Origin of the sequence: Streptomyces sp. Go-475 (genome assembly GCF_003330845.1) — a bacterium.
Taxonomy (GTDB): Bacteria; Actinomycetota; Actinomycetes; order Streptomycetales; family Streptomycetaceae; genus Streptomyces.
The window spans coordinates 3831180-3854676 of record NZ_CP026121.1 but is presented as its reverse complement, the minus strand read 5'-3'; the positions used below and the strand labels follow the sequence as shown (position 1 = coordinate 3854676).

General features: G+C 72.1%; 23 protein-coding genes. 9 read left to right on the top strand and 14 right to left on the bottom strand.

Going from position 1 to position 23497, the window contains the following annotated elements:
• The first annotated feature begins 74 nt into the window (after positions 1-74).
• Positions 75-1631: a carboxylesterase family protein gene (locus C1703_RS17620; protein WP_114253781.1), complete on the top strand. Its 1557-nt coding sequence runs from the start codon at positions 75-77 to the stop codon at positions 1629-1631.
• A gap of 4 nt (positions 1632-1635) precedes the next feature.
• Here C1703_RS17620 and C1703_RS17615 read toward each other — a convergent pair whose 3' ends face one another.
• The 5 genes from C1703_RS17615 to C1703_RS17595 form a co-directional block, all read right to left on the bottom strand.
• Entirely contained in the window at positions 1636-2205 is a 570-nt protein-coding gene (locus C1703_RS17615) for a hypothetical protein (protein WP_114253780.1), read from the bottom strand.
• A gap of 13 nt (positions 2206-2218) precedes the next feature.
• Positions 2219-2860 carry a Uma2 family endonuclease gene (locus C1703_RS17610; RefSeq protein ID WP_114257473.1) on the bottom strand — a complete coding sequence of 214 codons (642 nt, stop codon included), beginning with the start codon at positions 2858-2860 and terminating at the stop codon, positions 2219-2221.
• 88 nt (positions 2861-2948) lie between these two features.
• Positions 2949-3803, bottom strand: a complete 855-nt coding sequence (locus tag C1703_RS17605) for a hypothetical protein (RefSeq protein WP_198678203.1) — start codon at positions 3801-3803, stop codon at positions 2949-2951.
• A 208-nt stretch (positions 3804-4011) separates the two neighbouring features.
• Positions 4012-4209 (bottom strand): DUF397 domain-containing protein, encoded by a 198-nt coding sequence (locus C1703_RS17600; protein WP_114253778.1) that lies wholly within the window; start codon positions 4207-4209, stop codon positions 4012-4014.
• Entirely contained in the window at positions 4193-5032 is an 840-nt protein-coding gene (locus tag C1703_RS17595; RefSeq protein WP_114253777.1) for a helix-turn-helix transcriptional regulator, read from the bottom strand. The genes C1703_RS17600 and C1703_RS17595 overlap by 17 nt, the downstream gene beginning before the upstream one ends.
• 114 nt (positions 5033-5146) lie before the next feature.
• On the opposite strand from C1703_RS17595, the gene C1703_RS17590 reads away from it, so the two are divergent.
• Positions 5147-5395, top strand: a complete 249-nt coding sequence (locus C1703_RS17590) for a hypothetical protein (RefSeq protein ID WP_114253776.1) — start codon at positions 5147-5149, stop codon at positions 5393-5395.
• Positions 5396-5523: 128 nt separating this feature from the next.
• Positions 5524-6033 carry a DUF6624 domain-containing protein gene (locus C1703_RS17585; protein ID WP_114253775.1) on the top strand — a complete coding sequence of 170 codons (510 nt, stop codon included), beginning with the start codon at positions 5524-5526 and terminating at the stop codon, positions 6031-6033.
• A 9-nt stretch (positions 6034-6042) separates the two neighbouring features.
• Here C1703_RS17585 and murQ read toward each other — a convergent pair whose 3' ends face one another.
• Positions 6043-6978, bottom strand: a complete 936-nt coding sequence (murQ, locus tag C1703_RS17580) for an N-acetylmuramic acid 6-phosphate etherase (RefSeq protein WP_114253774.1) — start codon at positions 6976-6978, stop codon at positions 6043-6045.
• A 46-nt stretch (positions 6979-7024) separates the two neighbouring features.
• A complete protein-coding gene (locus tag C1703_RS17575; protein WP_114253773.1) occupies positions 7025-7960 on the bottom strand; it encodes a MurR/RpiR family transcriptional regulator in 936 nt (311 codons plus the stop codon).
• Between the two features lie 55 nt (positions 7961-8015).
• Here C1703_RS17575 and C1703_RS17570 point away from each other — a divergent pair, with 55 nt between their 5' ends.
• Both C1703_RS17570 and C1703_RS17565 read left to right on the top strand, forming a co-directional pair.
• On the top strand, positions 8016-8399 hold the full coding sequence (locus C1703_RS17570; protein WP_114253772.1) for a hypothetical protein: 384 nt from the start codon (positions 8016-8018) through the stop codon (positions 8397-8399).
• A gap of 7 nt (positions 8400-8406) precedes the next feature.
• Positions 8407-8694, top strand: a complete 288-nt coding sequence (locus tag C1703_RS17565; RefSeq protein ID WP_114253771.1) for a DUF4031 domain-containing protein — start codon at positions 8407-8409, stop codon at positions 8692-8694.
• Here the strand turns inward: C1703_RS17565 and C1703_RS17560 are convergent.
• From C1703_RS17560 to C1703_RS17545, 4 genes are all read right to left on the bottom strand, one after another.
• A complete protein-coding gene (locus tag C1703_RS17560) occupies positions 8664-9719 on the bottom strand; it encodes a GNAT family N-acetyltransferase (protein WP_114257472.1) in 1056 nt (351 codons plus the stop codon). The two genes, C1703_RS17565 and C1703_RS17560, sit on opposite strands and share 31 nt — an antisense overlap.
• A gap of 51 nt (positions 9720-9770) precedes the next feature.
• Complete coding sequence (locus tag C1703_RS17555) at positions 9771-14429, bottom strand: caspase family protein (protein ID WP_114253770.1); 4659 nt, start codon at positions 14427-14429, stop codon at positions 9771-9773.
• Between the two features lie 167 nt (positions 14430-14596).
• Positions 14597-14935 carry a hypothetical protein gene (locus tag C1703_RS17550; RefSeq protein ID WP_114253769.1) on the bottom strand — a complete coding sequence of 113 codons (339 nt, stop codon included), beginning with the start codon at positions 14933-14935 and terminating at the stop codon, positions 14597-14599.
• 36 nt (positions 14936-14971) lie between these two features.
• The gene (locus C1703_RS17545) at positions 14972-15643 is read right to left on the bottom strand and encodes a hypothetical protein (RefSeq protein ID WP_114253768.1); all 672 of its coding nucleotides are present in this window, start codon (positions 15641-15643) and stop codon (positions 14972-14974) included.
• A gap of 47 nt (positions 15644-15690) precedes the next feature.
• On the opposite strand from C1703_RS17545, the gene C1703_RS17540 reads away from it, so the two are divergent.
• Together C1703_RS17540 and C1703_RS17535 are read left to right on the top strand one after the other, a co-directional pair.
• Entirely contained in the window at positions 15691-16371 is a 681-nt protein-coding gene (locus C1703_RS17540; protein WP_114253767.1) for a maleylpyruvate isomerase family mycothiol-dependent enzyme, read from the top strand.
• Between the two features lie 109 nt (positions 16372-16480).
• Entirely contained in the window at positions 16481-17173 is a 693-nt protein-coding gene (locus C1703_RS17535) for a copper homeostasis protein CutC (protein WP_114253766.1), read from the top strand.
• A 63-nt stretch (positions 17174-17236) separates the two neighbouring features.
• On the opposite strand, the gene C1703_RS17530 is transcribed toward C1703_RS17535, so the two are convergent.
• Complete coding sequence (locus C1703_RS17530; RefSeq protein WP_114253765.1) at positions 17237-19279, bottom strand: UvrD-helicase domain-containing protein; 2043 nt, start codon at positions 19277-19279, stop codon at positions 17237-17239.
• Between the two features lie 272 nt (positions 19280-19551).
• Between C1703_RS17530 and C1703_RS17525 the strand changes: the two genes are divergently transcribed.
• Complete coding sequence (locus tag C1703_RS17525) at positions 19552-19743, top strand: hypothetical protein (RefSeq protein WP_114253764.1); 192 nt, start codon at positions 19552-19554, stop codon at positions 19741-19743.
• Between the two features lie 15 nt (positions 19744-19758).
• On the opposite strand, the gene C1703_RS17520 is transcribed toward C1703_RS17525, so the two are convergent.
• Positions 19759-21402, bottom strand: coding sequence for a DNA repair helicase XPB (locus C1703_RS17520; RefSeq protein WP_114253763.1), 1644 nt, complete (start codon positions 21400-21402; stop codon positions 19759-19761).
• Positions 21403-21577: 175 nt separating this feature from the next.
• Between C1703_RS17520 and istB the strand changes: the two genes are divergently transcribed.
• Positions 21578-23305 carry an IS21-like element helper ATPase IstB gene (gene istB, locus C1703_RS40140; RefSeq protein ID WP_269803207.1) on the top strand — a complete coding sequence of 576 codons (1728 nt, stop codon included), beginning with the start codon at positions 21578-21580 and terminating at the stop codon, positions 23303-23305.
• On the opposite strand, the gene C1703_RS17505 is transcribed toward istB, so the two are convergent.
• On the bottom strand, positions 23283-23471 hold the full coding sequence (locus C1703_RS17505) for a hypothetical protein (protein WP_114253762.1): 189 nt from the start codon (positions 23469-23471) through the stop codon (positions 23283-23285). The genes istB and C1703_RS17505 overlap by 23 nt on opposite strands.
• Positions 23472-23497: the final 26 nt, after the last annotated feature.

Below are 23497 nucleotides of genomic sequence, written 5' to 3'. Positions count from 1 at the left end.
AGGCTCTGGATCTGCTTGCGTCAGCCACGGACACTGGCCGAGCGCCTGTTCACCGGCCACGTGAGGAGATCCAGATGACGACGACCGAGGCCCGCCCGCCGACGGACGGTCCGGCCGAGCAGCCCGCCCCGGTGGTGCGCACCACCGCCGGGGCGGTCCGGGGCCGCAGGGAGGAGGGGCTCGCCGTCTTCCGCGGCATCCCCTTCGCCGCACCCCCGGTGGGCGAGGCCCGCTTCATGGCCCCGCGCCCCGCCCCCGCCTGGGACGGCATACGGGACGCGTACGCGTTCGGCCCGCCGCCCCCGCAGGACCTCGGCCTGATGGGCGGCCCGGGCCTGTTAGACGTGCCCCAGGGCGACGACTGGCTCACGGTCAACGTCTGGACCCCCCATCCCGACCCGGCCGCCCGCCGGCCCGTGCTGGTGTGGATCTACGGCGGCGCCTACAAGCTCGGCCACGCCGGCAGCCCCGGCTACAACGCCCGGCACATCGCCACCGACGGCGACGTCGTGGTCGTCTCCCTCAACTACCGGGTCGGCATGGAGGGGTTCGCCCACATCGAGGGGGCGCCCGCCAACCGCGGCCTGCTCGACCAGGTCGCCGCGCTGGAGTGGGTGCGGGACAACATCGAGGCGTTCGGCGGCGACCCGGAGCGGGTCACCGTCTTCGGCGAGTCGGCGGGCGCGGGCTCGATCGCCTCGCTGCTCGCGATGGACCGCGCGTCCGGCCTGTTCCGGCGGGCGATCGCGCAGAGCGTGCCGGGGACGTTCTTCTCCGACGAACTGGCCCGGGACATCGGTACGGCCCTCGCCGCCGAGGTGGGCCTGCGCCCCACGGTCGCCGACCTGTCGACGGTGGATCCGCGCCGGCTGACCGCGGCGGGCGAGGCGCTGGGCCCGAAGATGCCGCAGTACCTCGACCGCTGGGGCCAGGCGGCCCCCACGGTCACGCCCTTCTCCCCGGTGGTCGACGGCGAGATCCTGCCCGCCACCCCCTGGCAGGCGCTGGCGGCCGGTGCCGCCAAGGACATCGACCTGCTCGTCGGCCACAACCGCGACGAGTACCGCCTCTTCGTCGCCATGGCCGGGCAGCTGGGCCAGATCACCGACGAGCGGGCGAGCGCGGCCCTGCGCCTGTTCGCCCCCGGCCCCGACGGGGAAGCGGCCTACCGAGCGGCCTTCCCCGACGCCTCCCCGAGCGAGCTCTACGAACGTGTCCAGACGGACTGGCTGTTCACCATGCCCTCCCTGCACCTGGCCCAGGCGCAGCGCGCGGGCGGCGGCAGCGCGCACCTCTACGAGCTGACCTGGCCGGCCCCCGGCAACGGCGGCGCGCTCGGCGCCTGCCACGGCCTGGACATCCCCCTGCTCTTCGGCACGTACGGGGCGGACCTCGGGGCCCTGCTGTTCGCGGGCGCGGAGCCGTCCGCCGAGGCCCTCGCGCTGTCGTCCCGCTTCCGCGCCTCCTGGACGGCGTTCGCGAGGACGGGCGACCCGGGCTGGCCCGCGTACGACGAGGAGCGGCGGCTGGTGCGGGTGCTGGACGCGGAGCCGGTGGTCACGGCGTATCCGGAGGAGGCGTCACGACGCCTGTGGGAGGGGCACGACTTCCGCCCGCTGCCCCTGCTGTGACGGGTTACAGGTTGCCCATCGGCTCGATGTCGACCCGCACCGGCGTGCCCCACACCCGCAGCACCTCGTAGTCGGTGAACTCGTGCACCAGCCGGTACGCCATGGCGGCCCGGGGCGCCCGGCGCTGGGCGGCGATGTACAGCTCGGCCTCGCGGCGGTCCCGGCGCGGGGTGCCGCACAGCTGCCACGTCTGGCCGTTCCACAGCTCCGGCAGCCAGCGCTGCTGAGGCTGGGGGCGGTCGCCGCGGGCTCCGTACCGGGACTGGACGGGCTCGGTCTGCGGCTGCTGCGGGGCGGGCCCGTTGAACTCGTTGCGGCGGGCCGCCCGGCGCCGGGTCTCGCACAGCAGGCACAGGTCGGGGGCGCCCTCGTCGACCGGGCCGTTCGGATGCTCGGGGCACCGGGTGCTGGGCGCGGCGTTCGAGACGCTCTCCTCCAGCAGGTCGAGAGCCCGCCGCAGATCCGCCCTGACCTCGTGCAGCTTGGCGTCCGGGGTGTCGGCGGTGAGGGCTTCCCCGTGTTCACCGAGAAGCCGGAGGGCACGACCTAGGGCGGTCAGCTGGGCGTGGTTCATGGGTCCATTGTCGTCAGTCGGCGTAGTCCTTGAGTTTCTCGGTGTCCAGGGTGATGTTCACGGGGGAGGGCAGTTCGACGGTGGCTCCCCAGGGATGGCGGGAAACCTGCTGGTAGCGGCCGTCCTTCGGTTCGCTGAAGACCGTGACGGTGTGGTTGTCGCGGTCGATGAGGAGGTAGACGGGGATCTCGGCTTCGGCGTAGCCGATGGGCTTGTCGATGCGGTCGCGTTGGTCCGTGTCGCGGTCGCGGGAGGTGATTTCCACGGCCATGAGGGAGCCGTCGGGGTCGGACCATTCGCCGTGACCCCGGAAGTGATGCACCGGCGCAAGAGTCCCGTCCGTGCGGGCGCGGCCCTTGCGGCAGGCCTCGGCCTTGACGCCGGACTCGGGCACGAGGTCCAGGTCAGGGCGGTGTTGCATGCACTGGCGCAGCAGCCACATGAAGATCTCTCGGTGGTTGCCGTCCGGCATGGCCTTGACCTCTAGTTTTCCGTTGATGTACTCAAGCCGCACGGTCTCCGGGGCGCGGCGTTCCAGTTCTTCGAAGTCCTCAACGCTGAGCGGGTCCTTCGTTCGGACACGACCGTCGACGTACTCAAGTCGCACGCCCTTCGGGGCCACATCAACCAGGTCCTCGAAGTCCTCGAAGGGCATCAGCATTGGTCAGCAGTACCAGGGGTCATGGTGGTGTCTCCTCCCTTCCATCGTGCCCTGGGGGAGTGACGTCGCACCGTAGGAGCCGTCATGTGTGTGCCTTCTCTTGGCGTCGTTGGGAGATCGCGGCCCGGATCTGGGCCGCGCGGTCGTGAACCTTGGGGGCGGACAGGGGTGCAGGGGGGCGCGCGGGGGTGTGCTCACCCCGGCAGGCGCTGCAACGCCCCCCAGGTAGGGACTCCGGGCGTCCCGGCGCGCCGCAGTTCGCGCATTCCAGGACCCGTAGGGGTGGACGCGGGTCGGGTGGGGGCGGGAGCTTGCTGGTCAGGCGGTTGCGGACCAGGGAGGCGGGGTGGTGGACAGGGGTCGGCAGGCCGGCCGTGAGGGCGCGCAGTACGTCGTCCTCCGAGGCGCCCCGCTGGAACCAGTCCGTCACGAGTGGGGCGAGGGTCGCGCAGTCGGACTCGGAGAGGGACAGGACGGGCGCGGTGCGGCCGAGGGCGGCCAGGAGGATGTGGGCGCGGGAGCGGGTGGGGCGTGCTGTCTGCGGCCGTGGCGCGTCGCCTCGGGTGAACGCCGTCCACCAGTCGTCGTCCCTGGCGGTACGGGACCACCACGATCGGGTGATCCAGCGCGAGCTGCCGTCGTCCGCCGTGACGCACTCCCGGCCCCGGCGCAGGTGGCCTGCCTGCTGGATGCGGTTGAGGGCCGTGCTCAGGGCGCACTGTCCGTACGGGAGCTGTTTGGCCAGCGTCTTCACGGAGATGTCGGCGCCGTCGGGGAGGCGGTCGAGGTAGGCGGCGATGGCGGCTTCGCGGGGTGGGAGGTGTACGAAGTCGTGCGGCGTGCCCGGGAGTTGGTCGGGGACGGAGCGCTTGCCGTAGCCGGGGTTGGCCATTGGGTGCGCGGACGGGGAGGCAGCACTAAGCTGGGACTCAGCCATGGGATCGAACCTCTTCTTCGATGCCGCTGGTTAAGCCCCCGCAGGTGTTGGCGCACCGAGCGGGGGCTGTTGCGTATGCGGGAACGCTAGAGGTTGGTCACCGTCCGTGGCAAGCCGAACGCTGCCCGTCAACTCTCGGGGTGGGAGGGCGGGTTGAGGCCCTCCACCCATTCCTTGAAAAGAGGGCTCGAAGCCCGGGCCCCGAAGCTCAGGCCGTCTCGTCCTTGAGGTTCGCGACGAACGCGGCCCAGGCGGTGGCCCGGAACACGAGCTTCGGGCCGCGGGGGTTCTTGGAGTCGCGGACAGGGACGGCGGTGGGGTGGCCGTCGGCTACTTCGAGGCAGTTGCCGCCGCTGCCACCGCTGTAGCTGGACCTGTGCCAGGTGGCCTCAGTGATGCTGCTCATGGATGTAATCCTGGGCCATCGCTTCGATGACGGCCAGGGAGTTCTCGGGGGAGAGTGCGCAGGCCGTCAGCAGTTGATAGGTGAACCTCTGGTGCTTGATGACGGCCGGGTCGTCCTCCAGCCGCCCGATGCCCACGCCTTCGAAGTAGACCAGCGGAGGGGCATCCTCGAAGTCCATCAACTTCATCGAGCCCTCCATCGCGGCGTGCGCTCCCGCGTCGAACGGCAGCACCTGGACGATGGCCCGGCCACGGCGGCCCAGGTCTGTGATGTGGCGCAACGCCTCCGCCATCACCTTGCGTCCCCCTGTCGCCCGTCGTAGTGCGGATTCGTCAATCACCGCCCACAACAAGGGCTCTGTTGGATCGCTGAGGAGGCGGGCGCGCTCGATCCGCGCGGCGACGAACTCCTCGATCTTCTCCTCGGGAGCCGTCGGCTGGTAGGCCCGGCAGACGGCTCGCGCGTAGGCGGGCGTCTGGAGCAGGCCGGGGATCAGGAGGGGCGCGTACTCCCGGATCTCGGTCGCCTGCAACTCCGCCTCTGCCGCCTCCGCGAAGTGGTCCGGATACTTCGACTTCGCCGCCGCCCCGCAGTGCCGCTGGAAGAAGTCCTCCGTACCCAGCGCCTCGTCCAGCAGTCGCGCGTACTCCCGCTGCATCCGCCGCGTGCCCGCCTCCAGTTGGCCGATGAACGAGCCGCTCACGAACAGCCGCTGGCCGAGTTCCTCCTGGCTGAGGCCGGCCTTCTCGCGGGCGTGGCGGAGTTCCGCGCCGAGGAGGGCCCGAGGGGAGGAGGACGGGTCGAGATCCCTGGATCCGGGCATGGGCAACTCCCTGTCGTACACCTGGGGTTGTTGGGACGCCGTGTATGGCCAGGTTAGGCGCCGGGCGACCACGCTGTGTGGTGAATCACAAACTCAGCGTGGAGGTAGGACAAGGTGCGCTCGACCGAAGAGATCGTGGAGTCGCTGCGGGAAGCCCTCGCGGGAGTCGGAGTCGTGCTGCCGTCCCTGTGCGTCGATCCGGTCACGGCCGCGAGTGAGGAGCCGTTCGCGTTGGTCGACCTGGGGCGCTGCAACGTACGGACGGCCGAGCAGCTGACCGACGTGCTCCGCTCGCTGCCGGTGGGGGAGGCGCTGCGGGCGCGGGTGCGGCAATTGAACCGGGAGGGGCGGTGCGTGTCGTGAGCCGCGCGGCGTAGATCCAGTGTCCCAGCGGTCGGGGGCGCGTGTCACCGTACTCCGGAATGATCTTTGTGTGCCGATTGCCGTTTTAGGGTTTTCAGCAACGTCAGTAAGAAAAAGGGGAGTTCACGGTGGAACAGGATCTCGCGGCCCTCGCGGAGGAGCTGACGGCCATGGCCGCCGCCGATCACCGCGTGGCGACGACCGGCGCGGCGAACAGCGACGACCCGGCCGAGCAGCTGGAGTGGCGGCGGCTGACCGCGCGGCACGGTGACCGGCTGGCCGAGATCATGGACGCGTACGGCTGGCCCACGGCGGAACGCGTCGGCGAGGACGCCGCCCGGGCAGCCTGGCTGATCGCCCAGCACGCCGACCGGCAACTGGACGTGCAGCGGCGGGCCCTGCGGCTGATGGAGCAGGCTGTCGCGGCGGGCGCCGCGGAGGCCCGCGACCTGGCCTTCCTGCGCGACCGCACGTTCGTCAACGAGGGCCGGGCGCAGATCTACGGCACGCAGATCGCCGGAGTGCGCAAGGACGGTTCGCCGATTCCCTGGCCCTGCGCCGAGCCCGAGCGCGTGGACGAGCTGCGCGCGGGCGTCGGGATCGAGCCGTTCGACGCGTACGTCGCCCGGTTCCGCTGAGCGGAGGGGTCAGTCCGTCGCCGCCGCGAGGGCCGCGCGCAGATGGCCGTCGGACTGCTCCAGCAGGCGGGCCGCCGTCGGGCCGTCCACGGCGGCCAGGATGGTGAGGATCGCGTGCTTGACCTCGCCGTCCGTGGCGGACAGGGCCCGTTCGATCTCCTGGTCGTCGGCGCCGGTGGCGAGGGCGACGATGCGGTGGGACCGGGCGCGGAGCTTGTCGTTGGAGGCGCGGACGTCGACCATCAGGTTCCCGTAGGTCTTGCCCAGCCGGATCATCGTGATCGTCGAGATCATGTTGAGGACGAGCTTCTGCGCCGTCCCGGCCTTCAGGCGGGTGGAGCCGGTGAGCAGTTCGGGCCCGACGACGATCTCGATGCCGTGGTCGGCGGCGGCCGCGAGCGGGCTGCCGGAGTTGCAGGCGAGGCCGATGGTGAGGCAGCGGCGGGCGCGGGCGTACTCGACGGCGCCGATGGCGTAGGGCGTGCGGCCGGAGGCGGAGACGCCGACCACCGTGTCGTCGGGGGTCAGACCGAGGGGCTCCAGGTCGGCGTGGGCCAGTTCCCGGGAGTCCTCCGCGCCCTCGACCGAGGTGACCACGGCCTGCGGGCCGCCCGCGATCAGGCCGACCACCCGGGACGGGTCGGTGTTGAAGGTGGGCGGGCACTCCGAGGCGTCCAGGACGCCCAGCCGGCCCGCCGTGCCCGCGCCCGCGTAGACCAGTCGGCCGCCCCGGGCCATCCGCTCCGCCACGGCGTCGATCGCGGCGGCGATCCGCGGCAGCCGCGCCGCGACCGCCCCGGCCACGGTCGCGTCCTCGCCGTTCATCAGCCGGGCGATGTCCAGGGTGGGCAGCCGGTCGATGTCCGCGAGCTCCGGCCGGAAGGCCTCGGTGGTCAGGGACTCCAACTCGGTTCTCAGATCACGGGGGTCGGAGGTGGAGGTCATGGACGGCTCTTTCCGTGTCTTTCCGGTGCTGGGCGGGGCGGCTGCCTCAGGGACGGTGCCGGTGGGCCAGCGCCTCGTACGACGCCGAGAGCGCCGGCGCCGCAGACTCGTACGTCCGCTGCGCCACCCCCACGAAGAGGCAGTCCACCACAAGGAGCTGTCCGGTCCGGGACGACATCGCCGCGGGGCGCAGTTCGCTCTCGCGGGCGGTGGAGGTGGTGAGGACGTGGTCGGCGTACTGGCTGACGGGGCCGTCCGGGCGGCCGGTGATCGCCACCGTCGTCGCCCCGCGCTCGAAGGCGACCCGCAGCGGCTCGATGACGTCGCCCGTCGACCCCGAGTGCGTGATGGCGATCGCGACATCGCCCGCCCGCAGCTGCACGGCGTTGGTGACGGCCAGGTGCGGATCGCTGTGGGCGTGCGCGATCAGCCCTATGCGCAGCAGCTTCTGCGTGAGGTCCTGGGCGACCAGCCCGGACGCCCCGACGCCGTACACGTCCGTGCGGCGGGCCGTGGCCAGGGCCGCGACGGCCGCGCCCAGTTGGGCCGTGTCCAGGCCGGCGGCCGTGTCGGCGAGGGTCTGCTGCTCGTCGTAGGCGAGCTTGGCGACCACGTCGGCGATCGGGTCGTCCACCGCGATGTCCGTCGTTATGGCGGGGGCCCGGCCGGACTGCTGCTGCGCGGCGAGTCCGGCGAGGGCCAGGCGCAGGTCCCGGTAACCCGGATAGCCGAGCAGGCGGGCGGTGCGTACGACGGTCGCCTCGCTGGTGCCGGTGAGCTCGGCGAGGCCGGTGACCGTGAGGGCCGCGCAGCCGGCCGGGTCGCCCGCGACGGCCTCGGCGACGCGCTGCATGGAGCGCGTCATCGACGGGGCCAGCGTGCGGACCTTGGCCGCGAGGGCGGCGGGGGCGGGCGGGGTACCGGGCGAGCCGGCCGGGCCACCGCGCTCGCTGGCGAAAATTTCCTTCACTCTGCGGGTCACCTGTGAAAGATATTTTCGGCTCGGCGTTGTGGTCAAGAGTGCGCACAATGGGTGCATGGACCCCATCAGCCCCCTGGAGCAGGCCCTGCACGCCGCGCGCGCCCTCGTGCTGGCCGACCTCGTCGCGGGACGCGTCGCCGAGGCGGACGTCGTCTCGCTGGTCGAGGAGTCCGTCACGCAGCGGCGGTGGTGGGTCGAGCAGTGGCCGGAGGGCGCGCCGTTCGTGGCCGGGCTGGTCGCGCAGGACGTTCAGGACGCCCTGCTGGAGCGGTACGGCCGCTGGCCGCTGTGCCCGGTGTGCGGCACGGGCGAGCCGCACGCGCTGGACGTGGAGCCCGAGTTGGGGCCCGACCCGCACTGGGTGTGCAGCGAGGCCGGGGTGAAGGTGGCGGCGGTGGGCTCGCTGGGCGAGGCGCTCGGCGGAGCCGCGTCCTCGTGAGGCCCCGGTGACGGTCTACATCGACCCGCCGACCTGGCCCGGCCACGGCCGCATGTGGTCCCACCTGGTCAGCGACGTCTCCTACGACGAACTCCACGCCTTCGCCGCCCGCCTGGGCGTACCCCGCCGCGCCTTCGAACGCGACCACTACGACATCCCCGCCCAGCGGTACGCGGACGTGGTGGCGGCCGGGGCGGTGGAGGTCAGCAGCCGCGAGGTGGTGCGGCTGCTGCACGCGGCCGGGCTGCGGAGGCCGAAGGGGCGTTACCGGGCGCCGGACGCGCCCAGTTCGTAGGTCAGGTGCTCGGGGTCCTCGGCGACCTGGCTGAAACCGGCCCGCGCGAGCACCTTCTGCGAGGGCGTGTTGCCCCGCTCGACGTTCGCGACGACGGTGCGCACCTCGTCCCTGCCCAGCGCCCAGGACGACAGCGCCCGCAGCGCCTCGGTGGCGTAGCCGTGACCGCGGGCCGCCTCGACCAGGTCGTACCCGATCTCGACCCGCCCCGCCCCGTCCGGGACGCCGTGGAAGCCCATCGCCCCGAGCGCGCGGTCGTCCTCCCGCCGGACCAGCACGTACATGCCCCACTCCGGCCGGTGGACGCCGTCCTCGTACTGCTTGTACATCAGCCCGGCACCCACCCGGGTGCCCTCGACCGGGCCGCCCTCCAGCCACGTGAAGCCGCCGTCGCCGACCGTGGACAGGTCGGTGGCCGCCGCCGGGGTGACGCCCTCGAGGGTGAGCCGGTCGGTCTCGATCACCAGGTTGTTGCTCCAGCGCCACGCGGTGACGGGGGCGCGCCCGGGCAGCTCGCCGCGGCCGGTGGCCCACAGCAGGGTCTGCCACGGTGTGGGCCCCGGCTGGACGTGCGGGAAGATCCGGGTGAGCACGAACTCGCACAGCGCCGGGTCGGGTTCGTACGTGGTGCCGAGCCCCTCGGCGATGTCGTGGGTGTGCAGCAGCGTCTCGGCCACGCCCATCGCGGCGAAGCCCTCGCGGTTCGCGCTGCGGAACGGGTACGGGTGGAAGGCGCGGACCTCGCGCGGGGTGGTCCGGAGCGTGGCGGCGAACAGCGCGCCCGTCGTACGGATCACGCGCAGCGCGCCCGCGTTGTCGGTGCCCTCCTCCAGGGAGATCTCGAACGGCGTGTACCCGTCGGGCTCCCGCCCTGCGAGCTGCCCCGCGTACGCGACCAGATCCTCGGCGATGTGCACGGCCGCCTCCCGGCAGCTCCACTCCAGCCGCCCGGCCCGGGCCCCTTCCCAGTCCCGCTCGGTGACCGTCCCCAGCAGCCCGACACACTCACCGACGGCCTGCTCCACCTGTTCCGCGCCCGTGGTCCACATGGTGGGCAGGTTACGGGCGCCACCGGGTCAGGGCGACGGGTTTTCGGGGTCCGGGAACCAGTCCTCGACCTCGTGGCGCATACCGAGTTCGGTGGCCTTGAGAGCGGTGTCGCGGAGCGTCCTGCCGGCCGACATGGCTACGACGGCCAGGGTGACGAGGGTGAGCGGGGGGTCGTCGGGGTGGGTGGGGGAGGGGGAGTGGGCTTCGGTGGTCAGGGACTGGAGGAGGTCTTTTTCGAGTTCCCGTTCTCTGAGCCAGGATTCGGACGGGGGGATGAGGTCGTAGCCGAAACCGGCGAGGGTGGTGGAGGCCCTTTGACCCAGGGCCTGAACAGCGGCTGGGGATACAGGGCCGAACGAAGCGGGGTCGGGAATCCGCTCGGGCATGAACAGGGGGTGCGCCGCCGTCCTGACACGGGACACCGCCTCGGAGCTCACTGAGCATGGGAAACCCAGCGATGTGTAGTGATCGATGGCCTCGGACAGCGAGACACCTGCCTGCTCGGCGGAGCTGGCCACGTCGCGCAAGGGCAACGGACGGCTCACGTCCAGTGTGACACTCGGGTTCACCAAGGCCATCTGCGCGCGCGAGGGCAACTGGGTCGCGTCGTCGGGGACATGCGCTACGGCGTACCCCAGTTCGCACAGTCGTGCCGCCACCTCGTGTACCGGTCGGTTGATGCGGCGGGCGACAGCGGCCATGTAGAGCAGTGAGACCTCTTGGTCTGCCCAGGGACGCTGGCCACCGCACAGGAGGAGAGCCTGGTCGTCGGCCGTCGGTTCGGGAAACGCCGAAGATTCGGTGGGCAGAAGAAAGCCGATCTCCGACAGGAACTTCACGACCTGGCGGATGGTCATGTCCGTACTGTGCGCCACCGCGGTCAGCTGGGCCTGAGAGATCGACAGAGCCGCTTCCGGGTCCAGGGGAGTGGCATACGACGACCACAGGTTGCTGATGATGTTGCGTTCCTCGTCGGTCCAGTGGTCCCGATCCGGGTAGTCCGTCGGAACGGTGAAACCCAGTTCCCCCAGACGTTGCACGGCTTCGAGGGTGGAGCAGGCCCGCCGTACCGCGCTGACGCAGACCTGCGTGGCGGAGAGCACTGAGCCGGGAGTCAACCAGCCTGACGGGTCCCCCATCGGCTTCAGCAGTGGGAGGTCATCACAGTTCGCGCGGGTGCAGCCCGACAGGGGCTCCACTCGAAAACCCAGTGCGGTCATCCGGGCGGCTACCTCGGCAGGCGGATGCTGTGAGCACTGACTCAGCCGGAACACTTCAGCGGCGCCAAGCTGCTCGGCGGGATCTCTCCAGCGGAACAGGGAGCCGAGCTTGGCCGCCGGGTGATGCCACGAGGAGTCATCGCGCCACCTGCGGTACGTCACGTTCCAGCGCGGAAGTCTCGCATACCCACGTGCAAGGAGGAGCAGGTCCGACGGGCGTGCCCACAGCTCACCGGACGGGCCGGACTCCGGCAGCGAAGTGTGCTCGCACAACCCGGCCCGGTACAGCACGCGCAGACGCCATCGCAACACCGGAGCGGGCATGTTGTAGAAGAAATGGGCGGCGCGTGATGTGTGGCCCTCCGGGTAGTCGCCAGTCACCAGCGGCAGGAGACCTCTGTCAGGGAGAAAGTAGCCAACCCTGCTGAAAAACAGCGAGACGTCTCCGATCTGCCACTCCAGATCGGACTGGTGTACTAGCTCCGAGATCAGGTCACCGAACTGAAGTGAGGACACGCTGACTTCAGTCAGCCAGTTGAATGTGGGAAGCGGGAGTCCGGGACGGGTCAAGCTCGGTGCGACGCTCGTCATGAGGGCGCGTACGTAGCTGGAGTCGAAGGAACGCACTCTCCTGCGGTCCACGGTGAGCACCGGTGCGTGTGCTCCGTGCAGGTTCACGACGATGCCGTAGGGAAGCCTGGACGGGTGGAACCTGTCGGAGTCCGTCAACAAGCCGTCCGACAGGATGATCCCCTTGTTCCCGGTCCACCAGAGGTCGGGTGAGTCCGACTCGATGCAGACGTGATTCTCGTACCGGCGTCTCGGCTGCCGTTTGGACAATTCCATGGCGAGTGCCGTGCGGGAGAGCTCCCCGGGCGCCCAACTGTGCTCCCTTGACCCGTGCACCGCGGAAGTCCGATAAGGCGCCACCCACAGCAAACGCTGCAGCGTCTCCACGCACGACACGTTCTTGCCCTGCCGCGACAGCATCAGCCGGACCGTCGTCCCCGGGTCGGTTCCCTCGCCCAGGTCCTCCACCCGGAACAGGTTCCCCGGCCCCGCGATCGTCACCTGGAGGAGGCGGCCGGGGCGGCCTGTGCGGTCCATGCGGCAGGTGCGGACGACGATCTCGTCGGCGAGCATGAAGTAGCTGAGGACGCCGATGCCGAAACGGGAGTTGGGGTACAGGCGGAGCTTGGGTTCGGGGAGTTCGCTCCAGGCGACCTGTTCCTCGATGTACTCGGGCAGGTCCACGAAGCGCGTGCCGCCCTGGGAGAAGACGCTGCCGAGTTCGGTGATGCCCATGCCGATGCCGTTGTCGCGGCACTCCAGGTAGGGGCGGCCGTCGGAGCCGACCCCCTGGACGAACGCGATCCGGCCCTCCCAGGGAGCCGTCGGACGGCCCGTGCGCTGGAGGTACTGCGTGCGGCAGTCCCGGTAGCGCAGGGCGTCCAGCGCGTTCTGGTACAGCTCGCGGACGGCCAGTTCGCGGTCGCCGTAGAGCTGTTCGCCCATGAGGAGTTCCTGGACGCGGTCCTCGGCGAGCTGGAAGCGGATCCCGTCGGAGAGCTGGTCGGGCGTGTTGCCGTCGAGGCGCACGCGGCTGCCGTCGGCGTACGGCGGCAGCGCGCCGAGCGGCGCCAGGGCCGGATTGTCGCGGCGGTTGATCTCGCGGAGGAGCGTGTCGACGCGGCCGGCGTGCTCCCGCAGGGCGATCTGGACGGCCGGGTGGGTGCACACCGCGTTCAGGGAGCGGCCGACACCGGAGTGGCGCCAGTCGGAGCGGCGCACGGTGGCCAGGAGTTCGCCGAGGTCGACACTGTCGTAGATGCCGATGTGCTCCACGACGATCTCGGGCAGGTCGACGGGGTCCACGGCCATGGCGTACGCCGCCTTGAGCAGGGCGGAGACCAGGGGCGTGCGCAGCTCGTGCTCGTCGCCCGTGGTGGCGGCGATGACGTCGTGGTCCTCGTGGGGCGCGGCACCGGCGGGGTGGGCGGCGGTACGGCGTACCGAGAAGGGGGCCGTGCGGTGGTCCTTCAGCAGCCGCATCAGACGGTCCGCGGCGAGCGCGTCGGCCACCCACGGCGGCTGGTCGGAGCCGCTCGTCACCTCGCCGAGGAGGGACTTGAGCGCCTCCGCCGCGTACAGCTCCGGCTGCTGGATCAGCCAGCGGTGGAACAGCCACCAGCGGATCCGCTCCACGGAACCGCGCGCCGCCGTCTTGTCGTGCAGGGTGAGCAGCCGCCGCTTCAGCCGCGGGAAGCCCTGCCCGAACTTGCGGAAGCGGCTGTGGTCGGGCCCGCCGGGGCACAGGTCCGCGCCGAGGACGCCGACGCGCTGCGCGGCCTCCTGGGCCCAGAAGGCCTGCTCGACCAGGGGCAGCAGCACCGCCAGTGCCGCCTCGGAGGCGGACAGCTGGACGCCGTCCGCGAGCAGGCGGGTGAGGAAGCCCAGTCTGACGTGCGTGCGCTGGGCCAGTTCGGCGTCGTGCCACGGGTCGTCGCGCAGGGCGTGCGCCGCCCCCTCGTACGCCGTGGCCAGCCGGGCCGCCAGGGCCGCGCAGGTCTCCTGGAGCAGGTGGCGGGCGGGGCCGTCGGGGGTGCGCTGCCAGATGGGGTGCTGTTCGGTGGAGCGGATCCACGGGTGGGTCTCGGTGCGGCGGTCGGGGCCGGGCAGCAGCGGGAAGTCCTCGCCGCCCGGGGCGGCGGCGGTCTCCGTGACGACGGTGACCTGCTGCACGGGGCGGGTCTTGCCGTAGGCGCGGTGCAGTTCCTCGACGCGGGTCTGGATCCGTGCCGCGAACTCGTGCAGGCGCAGGGCGTGCGGGTCCGCCGCGATCGTGTCCGCGAGGGCGCGGGAGAACAGGCTGAACGACTCGCCGGGCTGCGTGCCCGGGTCGCAGCCCGGGCGGACCGTCTCCTTCTCGCCGACGAACAGGGCCAGTTGGGGCGCCGTGCAGGCGTACACGTACGCCACCTTGCGGCGCAGCGCGTTGGCGACCTTGCGCCGGGGCCAGGGCTGCACGCCGGGCGGGGCCGCCATGGTGTCGCGGTCGATGCCCTCGCGGCAGGCGTCGACGAGGAAGACGACGTGGCTCGCCGGGGAGTCCTCCAGCTCGCGTTCCCAGCCGATCTCGATACAGCTGTCGGCGAAGACGCCGACGTCGAAGGTGGCGTCCTCCGGGATCAGGAAGTCCTTGCCCTCGAAGTGCTGGCCGTGACCGCTGAGCAGGACCAGCAGGGTGTCGCCCGGGCCGGCGTCGCGCAGGAAGCCGCGGATGCGGCCGTTGACGGTGTTCGGGGTGATGCCGCGTTTGCTCTCGACGATGTCCGCGGACTGGAACCCGCGCTCGACCAGCGCGTCCCGGACCCGCTGCAGGTCGTCGCGGACGAACGGCAGGTCCTGGATGCGCGGGTCGTCGTACTCGCTCGCCCCGATGAGCAGGGCCTTGTGCTGGGGCATGCGCGGCGGGGTCAGACGGGGCGGACCGGCTGGGCTCCCGCGGCCGTGGTCGCCGTCCTGCTCCGGTACGCCGCGCTGCCGCTCATGCCGTCCCCCTGACCCTCGGCCGTTCGTCCGACAACTTTAGTTCACGGGGCGGCGGTTGCGTCCCGTGATGAACGCTGTTCTCAGGGCCGTCTGAAGACGAGGGTCAGGCCGCGGGTGCCCTGCATCTGGCCGGTGCCGACGAGCTGGATGCCGCCGCTCGCGGTGACCTGGAAGGACAGCTGGGCCTCGGCGAGCGGCAGGGTGCCGCCCCGGGCGGCGGCGTCCTCGAACAGCTGTTGGAGGGCGTCGATGGTCTCCGTGAGGTTCTTGCGCAGGGGGCCGAGCGGGACGGACCGCAGGGCCGGTTCACCGCCCCCGCCGCCGAACAGGCCCATCGAGTCGTCGTCGCCCTCCTCGGTGACGGTGACCCAGAACGGCAGGCTCGGCTCGATGACCTCGGGCTCGCTGGTGTCGTCCATTCGTGCTCCCCTCCCGGTGACGCGGTGGGGCCAACCCTAGGGCGCCGAGGGCGGGCCGGAGGGGGAATCCTCCAGCAGTTCCAGTTCCGACCGCAGGTTGTAGCGGGCCGTCGCCTCCCACTCAGCCGCTCCGTACGGCGTCCTGAACAGCCTCGGCAGGCCGAGGAGTTGCCGCAGGACCGCGGCCCGCCCGGCGCGGAAGGCGTCGTTCGGGACGAAGTGGTACTCCTCGCGGACGGCGGCGGTGTAGGCGGCGTACCGCGACGGCGGCGAGGCCAGGATCGCCAGGTCGGCGTCGCACAGCACCTGGCCGTCGGGGTCGTCGTCGGCGGGGTCGTGGCCGACGGTGAGGCGGACCAGGCGGGCCACCTCGGCGGTCTTCGCGGCCGGGACGCCGGCTTCCGCGAGGGCGCGTTCGGCGAGGCGGGCGGAACGCTCCTCGTTCTCGGAGCGGTCGGGCAGGTAGACCGCGTCGTGGAACCAGGCGGCCAGGCGGACCACGTCCGGGTCCCGCGCGTACTCCTCCAGCACGTCGACGCGGTCCAGGACCGCCGCGAGGTGGGCGACCGTGTGGTAGTGCCGCTGCGGTTCCTGCCAGCGGGTGAGCAGGTTGTCGGCGTACGGCGCCGGGTCCGGGCCGCCGGCCGGTCCCCGGGCCGCTTCCAGGGCACGGGCGAAGCGGGCGCGCAGGATGTCGAGATCGGCCATGGGGTCATTCTCCCGCCGACCGCCGCATCCCACCTAGCGTGGGGTGTATGACGACTCCTGCTGATGTGCACGACGTACGGGACCCCGAGCAGCCCGGGAGGCTGCTCACGATCGAGCGTGACGCGCTGATCCCGCTGCTGCGGGGCCGGTCCGACGACGACTTCGCGCTGCCGGTCGCCGCGTGTCCGGGCTGGACGGTGCGGTCGGTGCTGGCGCACTGTTCGGCCGCGCTCACGCGCGTGGTGGAGAACCGGTTCGAGGAGGGTGTGTTCTCGCCCGAGTCGAACGACCGGGACATCGCCGAACGGGACGGCTGGAGCAACGCGCAGGTCGTAGACGAACTGGAGCGCGGGATGACCGAGGCCGGGGCGGTGATCGCCCGGGCCGGCGGGAAGCTGGACGGGCTCGCCCTGGGGGAGTGGGTGCACGCCGGGGACGTGCGGGAGGCCTTCGGGGAGCCGGGGGCGTACGGCGGGGCCGGGCTGCCGGACGCGCTCGACCTGCTCGCCCGGATCACCCGCGAGCGGGGGCGGGTGCCGCTGCACGCCGACCTCGACGACCGGGACGAGCCGCTGCGGCTGGGGGAGAGCGGCGGGGAGCGGCCCCCGGGGCGCTTCATCGGGGACGGTCCGACGCTGATCCGGCTGTGCACGGGGCGGCCGGTCGACGGGGCGCCCGCGTTCGAGCTGGCCGGGGTGGAGGCCCGGGAGCTGAACCTCTTCGGGTGAGGGGCCGGGCCCCGGGCCGGGTGCTTGGGAGTCGGCGGGAGTGGGCAGCGTAGTCTTGATTGGACTAGACCTGTCGTGAACGCCGACGCCGTGCCGACGAAGGGGCCCCATGAGCAAGCGTGCAGTCCTGGAGGTGATCGCCCTCGGCGTCGAGGACGCGGTCGCCGCGCAGGCGGGAGGCGCGGATCGCCTCGAAGTGGTCACCGACATGGCGGCCGACGGGCTCACCCCGCCGGCCGCCACCGTGGCCGGGATCCGCCGTGCCGTGGACATCTCGCTGCGGGTGATGATCCGGCTGGCCGACGGGTTCGCCGCGGGGGATGTCGAGCGGCTGGTGCGGGTGGCCGGTGAGCTGCGGGAGGCCGGTGCCGAGGAGTTCGTGCTCGGGTTCCTCGATGCCGGTGGCGGGGTGGATCTGAGGGCTGTGGAGCGGGTCATCTCGGTGCTGGACGGCTGCCCGTGGACCTTCCACCGGGCCATCGACCGGGCCGCCGACCGGGCCGCCCTGCGCAGGCAGCTGGACGGGATGCCGGGGCTCGACACGTACCTGACGGCCGGGTCGGCGGACGGGGTCGACGGCGGGCTGCCCGTACTGCTCGCGGAAGCCGGGCGGTCCGGGGAGCCGGGGTACGGGCAGCGGTTGCTGGTCGGGGGCGGGCTGCGGCTCGATCACGTGCCGGTGCTGCGGAAGGCCGGGGTCGACGGGTTCCACATCGGCGGGGCGGCTCGGCCCCGGGGGTGGGGGGAGCCGGTGTCGGTGGAGGCGGTGGCCGAGTGGCGGGCCGCGGTGGACGGTTCTTGAGGGGGGGGCTCGGCGTTTGCGCCGGGGCCGGGTCGGTCCGCAGCTGGGCGGTCGCAGCCGCCGCTAAGCCGTCAGTTGGGGTGGCAGTGGGGCCGTGTGCGTCACCGTCAGCCCCGACACCGCTCGGGTCAGGGCCACGTACAGGCGCCGCAGGCCCGTTCGTTCGTCCGGTTCGCCGTCGACCACCGCCTGGGGCTCGTCCAGGACCACGTAGTCGTACTCCAGGCCCTTCGCCAGGGACGCAGGGACCAGGGTCAGGCGGGTGTCCCGGGTGGTCTCCTCGCCGGGGCCGAGGTACGGGATCCCGGCCGCGGTCAGGGCCTCGGCCAGCTCGGGTACCCGCGCGTCCGCCGCGATCAGGCCCGTCGAGCCCTCGTGGCGCAGCGACTCGCGGCAGGCGGTGACCACGTCGGCGGTCCCGGAGGCCTCGCGGACCTCGAAGTGGCCCGGGTTCTCCCGGATCGACACCACCGGCGTGAGGCCCGGGGCGATGTGCGGCAGGAGGCGTGAGGCGTAGGTGATGACGTCCGTGGGGACGCGGAAACCCGCCGTCAGCTCCTCGATCACGGCGTCCTGCTTGCCCAGGTGGGCCAGCGCCTCCTGCCAACTGCGGGTGGCCCACGGCGTGGTGCCCTGCGCCAGGTCGCCGAGGACCGTCGCGCTGCCGGTGGTGCAGCGGCGGCCGACCGCCCGGTACTGCATGGGGGAGAGGTCCTGCGCCTCGTCGAGGACGACGTGCCCGAGGGAGTGGGTGCGCTGGATCAGGTCGGTGGCCTCGTCGATCAGTACGGCGTCGGCGGCCGACCACCTGGCCGACTTCACGCTGCGCGCCGGCTTCGCCCAGAGGATCGCCTTCTGCTCGTCCTCGTCGAGGATCCCCTCCGCGTGCTCGGCGAGGAAGTCCGTGTCCGACAGCAGGCGCAGCACCAGCTTCGCCGGGTCGACGGCCGGCCAGACCGCCTTGACCGCCGCCTTCACCGCGCTGTTGCGGGCCACCGCGTCCTGCACCCGGTCGTCCGGCGCCTCGCCCGAGCGCTCCATCTGCACCAGCACCGCGTGCGCGATGCGCTGCGGCAGGGCCTCGCGGGCGGCGCCGTAGCGGATGTCGCGGTCGAGCAACTCGCGGACGATGTCCTGGAGTTCGTACGCCGGGACGCGCCAGCGGCGGGAGCCGCGCACGACGACGACCGGCTCGGCGGGCATCGTGACGTGGGAGTAGAGGGCCCCGCGCAGCACCCGCGCCATGCGGGCGTCGCCCTTGACGACGGCGGCCGTCGCCTCGTCCGTGCCCTTGATCTCGACGTGCGCCACCAGGTCCTCGACCGTGGCCTGCCGGACGGTCAACTCGCCGAGCGCGGGCAGCACTTGCTCGATGTAGTGCAGGAAGGACCGGTTCGGGCCGATGACGAGCGTGCCGGTGCGGGCGAGGCGCTCGCGGTGGGCGTAGAGGAGGTAGGCGACCCGGTGCAGGCCGACGGCGGTCTTCCCGGTGCCCGGGCCGCCCTGCACGCACACCGTGCCGGAGAGACCGGACCGGACGATCTCGTCCTGCTCGGGCTGGATCGTCGCGACGATGTCCCGCATGGGGCCGACGCGGGGGCGCTCGATCTCCTGCTGGAGCAGCTTGCTGGTCTGCGCGGCCTCCGCGGGATCGGAGAGGTGCTCGTCCTCGTACGCCGTCAGGTCGCCGCCCGTGTAGCCGAAGCGGCGGCGCAGCGCGATGTCCATCGGGTCCTTCTTCGAGGCCCGGTAGAACGGCTGCGAGACCGGTGCGCGCCAGTCGATGACCATGGGGTCGCCGTCGGCGTCGTGCACATGCCGCCGCCCGATGTAGAAGCGCTCCCCCTCGGCCCCCTCGGCTTCTTCGGCGCCGGGGGCGTGCAGGTAGTCGAGCCGGCCGAAGAACAGCGGGGTGTCGCTGAGGTCGGCCAGGGCCTTGATGCGCTCGTCGATCTGGTGGGCGAGGACTTCGGCGTTGACCCAGTTCGCGGTGACGTCGCTGATGTCGAGGGCCTCGACGTCCTCGCGCATCGCCCGCAGTGCGGAGCGGGACGCGGCGAGGTGGGAGCGCTCACGGGACAGGGGGTCGTCGACGGGCGTGGACACGGGGGTGCCTCCGGAAGGAACCAGCTGAGGAGATGGCGGTGACGTGCCGGCCGGTTTCCGTCCGGTCGGCGGCACTCCGTGGAGGGAGGCGGGCAAGAGCGGAGATCTTAGAGGAGCGGGGGCGGCGGGCGCGAACGGTTTTCCTCATCCCCTAGGGGACGCCGCCCTCCTCCCTGAGGGGCACGGGTCAGCCCGGGGGCGTACGCGGCCCCCCGTGAGGTTCGGCCCCGAGACCGACGCGGGTCTTACGGGGCGAATCGCACCATGGAGACATGAGCGCAGCAACCATCCACCCCGCCCCGGCACCGGGCCGCCCGCCCGGCGCCACCGCCGTGTCCGGCAGCCATCGCCACCGCCTCGGCGATGCCCTGCGCGCCGTCAAGGTCTTCGCGGGCGCCGCCTTCGACGTGATCATCCTCGGCCAGTACGAAGAAGAAGTGGGCGTGGTCCGGCGCCACCGGTGACCGGTCCTGCCTCTGTCAGCTCTCCGCCAGCAGCTCGTCCGCGTCCATGATCCGGTACGCGTACCCCTGCTCCGCCAGGAAGCGCTGCCGGTGCGCGGCGAAGTCCTGGTCGATGGTGTCCCGGGCGACGACGGAGTAGAAGTGCGCCTGGTGGCCGTCCGACTTGGGCCGCAGCACCCGGCCGAGGCGCTGGGCCTCCTCCTGCCGGGAGCCGAAGGTGCCCGAGACCTGGATCGCGACCGTCGCCTCCGGCAGGTCGATCGAGAAGTTCGCGACCTTGGACACCACGAGCACGCTGATCTCGCCCTCGCGGAAGGCGTCGAAGAGCTTCTCCCGCTGCGCGTTCGACGTCTCGCCCTTGATCACGGGCGCCCCGAGGTGCTCGCCCAGTTCGTCGAGCTGGTCGATGTACTGGCCGATCACCAGGATCTGCTGCCCGGCGAAGCGGCGGACGATCGCCTCCGTGACCTTCCGCTTGGTGTCCGTCGTCGCGCAGAAGCGGTACTTCTCCTCCGCCTCGGCCGTGGCGTACGCGAGCCGCTCGGAGTCGGTGAGATTGACCCGGACCTCGACGCAGTCGGCGGGCGCGATGTAACCCTGCGCCTCGATCTCCTTCCAGGGCGCGTCGAACCGCTTGGGCCCGATCAGGGAGAACACGTCCGACTCCCGGCCGTCCTCACGGACCAGGGTCGCGGTCAGGCCGAGGCGCCGGCGCGCCTGGAGGTCGGCGGTGAACTTGAAGACCGGCGCGGGCAGCAGGTGCACCTCGTCGTAGACGATCAGCCCCCAGTCGCGCGAGTCGAACAGCTCCAGGTGCGGGTAGACACCCTTCCGCCTGGTGGTCAGCACCTGGTACGTGGCGATCGTGACAGGCCGGATCTCCTTGCGCGTCCCGCTGTACTCGCCGATCTCGTCCTCGGTGAGCGAGGTCCGCCGCACCAGCTCGTGCTTCCACTGCCGGGCGGAGACCGTGTTCGTGACGAGGATCAGCGTCGTGGACTTGGCCTGCGCCATCGCCCCGGCGCCCACCAGCGTCTTCCCGGCGCCGCAGGGCAGGACGACGACGCCCGACCCGCCGTGCCAGAAGTTCTCCACCGCCTGCTTCTGGTACGGCCTCAGCGCCCAGCCGTCCTCGGCCAGCTCGATCGGGTGCGCCTCGCCGTCGACGTACCCGGCGAGGTCCTCGGCCGGCCAGCCCAGCTTCAGCAGGGTCTGCTTGATCTGCCCGCGCTCGGAGGGGTGCACGGCGACCGTGTCCGGGTCGATGCGGGCGCCGACCAGGGGCGCGATCCGCTTCGACTTCAGGACCTCCTCCAGCACCGGACGGTCCGTCGTCGTCAGGACCAGGCCGTGCGCCGGGTGCTTGGAGAGGGTGAGACGGCCGTAGCGGTCCATCGTCTCGGCGATGTCGACGAGCAGGGCGTGCGGCACCGGGTAGCGGCTGTACTGCACCAGCGCGTCCACGACCTGCTCGGCGTCATGGCCCGCCGCGCGCGCGTTCCACAGACCCAGCGGGGTCACCCGGTAGGTGTGGATGTGCTCCGGCGCCCGCTCCAGCTCCGCGAACGGGGCGATGGCCCGACGGCAGTCGTCGGCCTGCTCGTGGTCGACTTCCAGGAGCAGGGTCTTGTCGGACTGGACGATCAGCGGACCATTCACGCGCGGCACCCTTTCTGCGGCCGGACTGCTCGGACGGCTCGGCCAAACGTCCAGTGTGCCTGATCGACGGCGCCCGGTGGTGTGATCTGCGCAGCCGGTCGTACTTAATGCCTTTTCATTCCAACGTGTGGTGTGAATTCAGGTTTTCCGCCGTGGCCCCGAAGAATGGCCGACTGTGCGGAACCCCACCACCACCACGCTCGGATACGCCCTGTTCGCCACCCGCTGGCTCCAGGCCCCGCTGTACTTCGGGCTCGTGGCCGCGCAGGGCGTCTACGTCTACAAGTTCTTCAAGGAGCTGTGGACGTTAATCCTCATGTGCGTGAGCGGGCACGCCACCGAGACGTACGTGATGCTCGCCGTGCTGAAGCTGGTCGACGTCGTCATGATCGCCAACCTGCTGATCATGGTGATCGTCGGCGGCTACGAGACGTTCGTCTCCCGCATCGGCCTCCAGGGCCACCGCGACCAGCCCGAATGGCTCTCGCACGTCAACTCCAACGTGCTGAAGGTCAAGCTCGCCACGGCGATCGTCGGCATCTCCTCCGTCCACCTGCTGCAGATGTTCGTGGACGTCCACCACACCTCCCGCCACGCCCTGCTGTGGGGGACGGTGATCCACATGGCGTTCATCGCGTCGGCGGCGATCCTCGCCTACATGTCGGGGCCGATGGCCGCGCAGACGGATCGCGGGCACGCCGACCGTACGCCGGCCGGGCACCCACGGGCGGAGCCGGAAGCCGCAGACCGGCGGCACGGGCAGGAGCCGGAAGCCGCAGACCGGTGGCAGGGGCGGTCGGAGTCGGATGCCGCAGGCCGGTGGGACGGGCGGTCGGAGTCGGATGCCGCAGGCGGGTGGCAGGGGCGGTCGGAGTCGGATGCCGCAGGCGGGTGGCAGGGGCGGTCGGAGTCGGATGCCGGAGGCCGGTGGCAGGGGCGGTCGGAGTCGGATGCCGCAGGCGGGTGGCAGGGGCGGTTGGAGCCGGATGCCGGAGGCCGGCGGGACGGGCGGTCGGAGTCGGATGCCGCAGGCCGGTGGCAGGGGCGGTCGGAGTCGGATGCCGGAGGCCGGCGGGACGGGCGGTTGGAGTCGGATGCCGCAGGCGGGTGGCAGGGGCGGTCGGAGTCGGATGCCGCAGGCCGACGGGACGGGCGGTCGGAGTCGGATGCCGCAGGCCGACGGGACGGGCGGTCGGAGTCGGATGCCGCAGGCCGGCGGGACGGGCGGTCGGAGTCGGATGCCGCAGGCCGGTGGCACGGGCGGTCGGGGCGGGAGGCCCCGGCTGCCGCTCCGCCCGCCCCCCGGCAGGCGGAGCCGGACGCGGACGCCGAGGCCCGGATCCGGGCCGCCGGCTTCCCGGTCCGCAAGCTGCTGGAGGACTTCGACGAGCAGCACCCCCGGGGCTTCGACCGGGAGGCCGTGGCCCGGCTCGGCAAGGCGGACTTCGTCACCGCCCGGCGCAACGTCGTCTTCGTCGGCCCGCCCGGCACCGGCAAGACGCACCTGGCCATCGCCCTCGGCGTACGGGCCTGCCAGGCCGGGCACCGAGTGCTGTTCGCGACCGCCGCCGAGTGGGCCGCCCGGCTGTCCGACGCCCGCGCCGCCGGGCGGCTCGACGCGGAGCTGGCCGCGCTCGACGAGCACGCCCTGCTGATCGTCGACGAGGTCGGCTACACGCCGTTCGACGCGGCCACCGCCGGCCTGTTCTTCCAGCTGGTCGCGCACCGCTATGAGCGGGCCTCGCTGATCCTGACCAGCGACCGCCCGCTCGGCCGCTGGGACGAGGTCTTCGGCGCGTCCGCCCCGGCGCTGGCGGACCGCGTGGCCCACCACGCCGAGATCGTGCGGCTGGACGGGGACAGCTACCGGACGCGGCGCGCTACTTCAGCGTGGGCAGACTGACGTTCTGGATCAGCGGTCCCTCGATGCCGATCGCCTCGGAGACCAGGGGCTCGGTGCCGGCGGCCGGCAGCGGCAGCGGCAGCGCGGGGGCCGCGGCCGCGGAGGGCGCGAGCACGCCCACGAGGGCGACGGCGGACAGGGCGACGGCGGGCAGCTTTTCACGCATGCGGACGGCACGGCCTTTCTCGGACG

Coding starts and splice junctions, on each gene's coding strand:
- C1703_RS17535 (WP_114253766.1), top strand. CDS start 16,481: ATGAGCAAGCGTGCAGTCCTGGAGGTGATCGCCCTCGGCGTCGAGGAC.
- C1703_RS17610 (WP_114257473.1), bottom strand. CDS start 2,860: ATGCCCTTCGAGGACTTCGAGGACCTGGTTGATGTGGCCCCGAAGGGC.
- murQ (WP_114253774.1), bottom strand. CDS start 6,978: ATGACCTCCACCTCCGACCCCCGTGATCTGAGAACCGAGTTGGAGTCC.
- C1703_RS17550 (WP_114253769.1), bottom strand. CDS start 14,935: ATGGACGACACCAGCGAGCCCGAGGTCATCGAGCCGAGCCTGCCGTTC.
- C1703_RS17605 (WP_198678203.1), bottom strand. CDS start 3,803: ATGGCTGAGTCCCAGCTTAGTGCTGCCTCCCCGTCCGCGCACCCAATG.
- C1703_RS17545 (WP_114253768.1), bottom strand. CDS start 15,643: ATGGCCGATCTCGACATCCTGCGCGCCCGCTTCGCCCGTGCCCTGGAA.
- C1703_RS17505 (WP_114253762.1), bottom strand. CDS start 23,471: ATGCGTGAAAAGCTGCCCGCCGTCGCCCTGTCCGCCGTCGCCCTCGTG.
- C1703_RS17615 (WP_114253780.1), bottom strand. CDS start 2,205: ATGAACCACGCCCAGCTGACCGCCCTAGGTCGTGCCCTCCGGCTTCTC.
- C1703_RS17525 (WP_114253764.1), top strand. CDS start 19,552: ATGAGCGCAGCAACCATCCACCCCGCCCCGGCACCGGGCCGCCCGCCC.
- C1703_RS17570 (WP_114253772.1), top strand. CDS start 8,016: ATGGACCCCATCAGCCCCCTGGAGCAGGCCCTGCACGCCGCGCGCGCC.
- C1703_RS17540 (WP_114253767.1), top strand. CDS start 15,691: ATGACGACTCCTGCTGATGTGCACGACGTACGGGACCCCGAGCAGCCC.
- C1703_RS17595 (WP_114253777.1), bottom strand. CDS start 5,032: ATGCCCGGATCCAGGGATCTCGACCCGTCCTCCTCCCCTCGGGCCCTC.
- C1703_RS17600 (WP_114253778.1), bottom strand. CDS start 4,209: ATGAGCAGCATCACTGAGGCCACCTGGCACAGGTCCAGCTACAGCGGT.
- C1703_RS17555 (WP_114253770.1), bottom strand. CDS start 14,429: ATGCCCCAGCACAAGGCCCTGCTCATCGGGGCGAGCGAGTACGACGAC.
- C1703_RS17620 (WP_114253781.1), top strand. CDS start 75: ATGACGACGACCGAGGCCCGCCCGCCGACGGACGGTCCGGCCGAGCAG.